At 69.3% G+C, this 1166-nt stretch carries 1 protein-coding gene; it reads left to right on the top strand.

Features of this window, described 5'->3' with window-relative positions; all coding sequences use genetic code 11:
• Positions 1-1133 (top strand): IS1634 family transposase (locus tag ACBJ59_RS62775; protein ID WP_375119392.1); only part of this gene is annotated, 1133 nt, incomplete at its 5' end.
• Between the last annotated feature and the right edge of the window lie 33 nt (positions 1134-1166).

The following is a 1166-nucleotide window of genomic DNA, read 5'->3' as shown; positions in this document are numbered from 1 at the left end:
GCGACGGGGGCGACGGGGGCGACGGGGGCGACGGGGGCGTCGAGATGGGGTTGCGCCGGTTCGGGCATTCCAAGGACCACCGCAAGGATCTGCCGCAGATCGTCATCGGGCTGGCCGTCACCCGCGAGGGCATCCCGGTGCGCTGCTGGGTCTGGCCCGGCAACACTTCGGACATGACCGTGATCGAGCAGGTCAAGGACGACCTGCGGGACTGGCGGCTGGGACGGGTGGTCACCGTGGTCGACTCCGGTTTCTCCTCTCGCGAGAACATGGCCTACCTGCAGCGGGCCGGCGGCCACTACATCTGCGGCGTCAAGATGCGCGACGGCTCGGCCCAGGCCCGCGAGGCGATGTCCCGCCAGGGCCGCTACCTGCACGTCCGCGACAACCTGCGGGTCAAAGAGGTCCGGCTCGCCACCGACCCGGGACGGCGGTGGATCATCTGCCACAACCCCGTCGAGGCCGAACGCGACCAGGCCCGCCGCCAGGCGCAACTGGAGGCGATCACCGCGGAGCTGGACCGGATCGCCGCCGCCCGCGCCACCGACGCCGCCCAGGCCAAGGCCAAGGCCGCTCAGCAGGGCAAGAAAAAGGCTCCCAAACCGCCGGACGCGCCGCACCGCAAGGCCGAATGCGCGCTACGCGATCATCCCTCGTTAGGCCGCTGGCTCAAGCAGCACCCGGGCACCGGCCGCCTGTCCATCGACGCCGCCAAGGTCAAGGCCGAGGCCAACTACGACGGCAAGTACCTGATCGCCGCCTCCGACCCGGACCTGAGCCCCGAAGACATCGCCCTGGGTTACAAGAACCTGCTCCAGGCCGAGGCAGCCTTCCGCACCATGAAGACGACCTTGGACCTGCGGCCCGTCTACCACCGCCTCGACCAGCGCATCGTCGCCCACGTGCTGCTGTGCTGGCTGGCACTGCTACTCATCCGCGTCGCCGAACGCCGCACCGGACGGACCTGGAACGCCATCAACCGCGAACTGGGACGCATCCACCAGGTCACCCTGTCCGGCCCTGCCGGACGACTGCAGCAGACCACCCGCCTCACCCCCGCCCAGGCTCAGATCTTCAAAGACTGCGCCGTCGCATTGCCGCCAAAGATGAGCGGCCTGCAACCTGCCGAATAGCCTCCGACCAGCAAGAACCCAGCACACAGGCGT

The sequence above is a fragment of the Nonomuraea sp. MTCD27 genome, assembly GCF_041950495.1.
Classification (GTDB): domain Bacteria; phylum Actinomycetota; class Actinomycetes; order Streptosporangiales; family Streptosporangiaceae; genus Nonomuraea.
The sequence above is the reverse complement of the archived record's forward strand: the minus strand, read 5'-3'. Positions and strand labels throughout refer to the sequence as shown.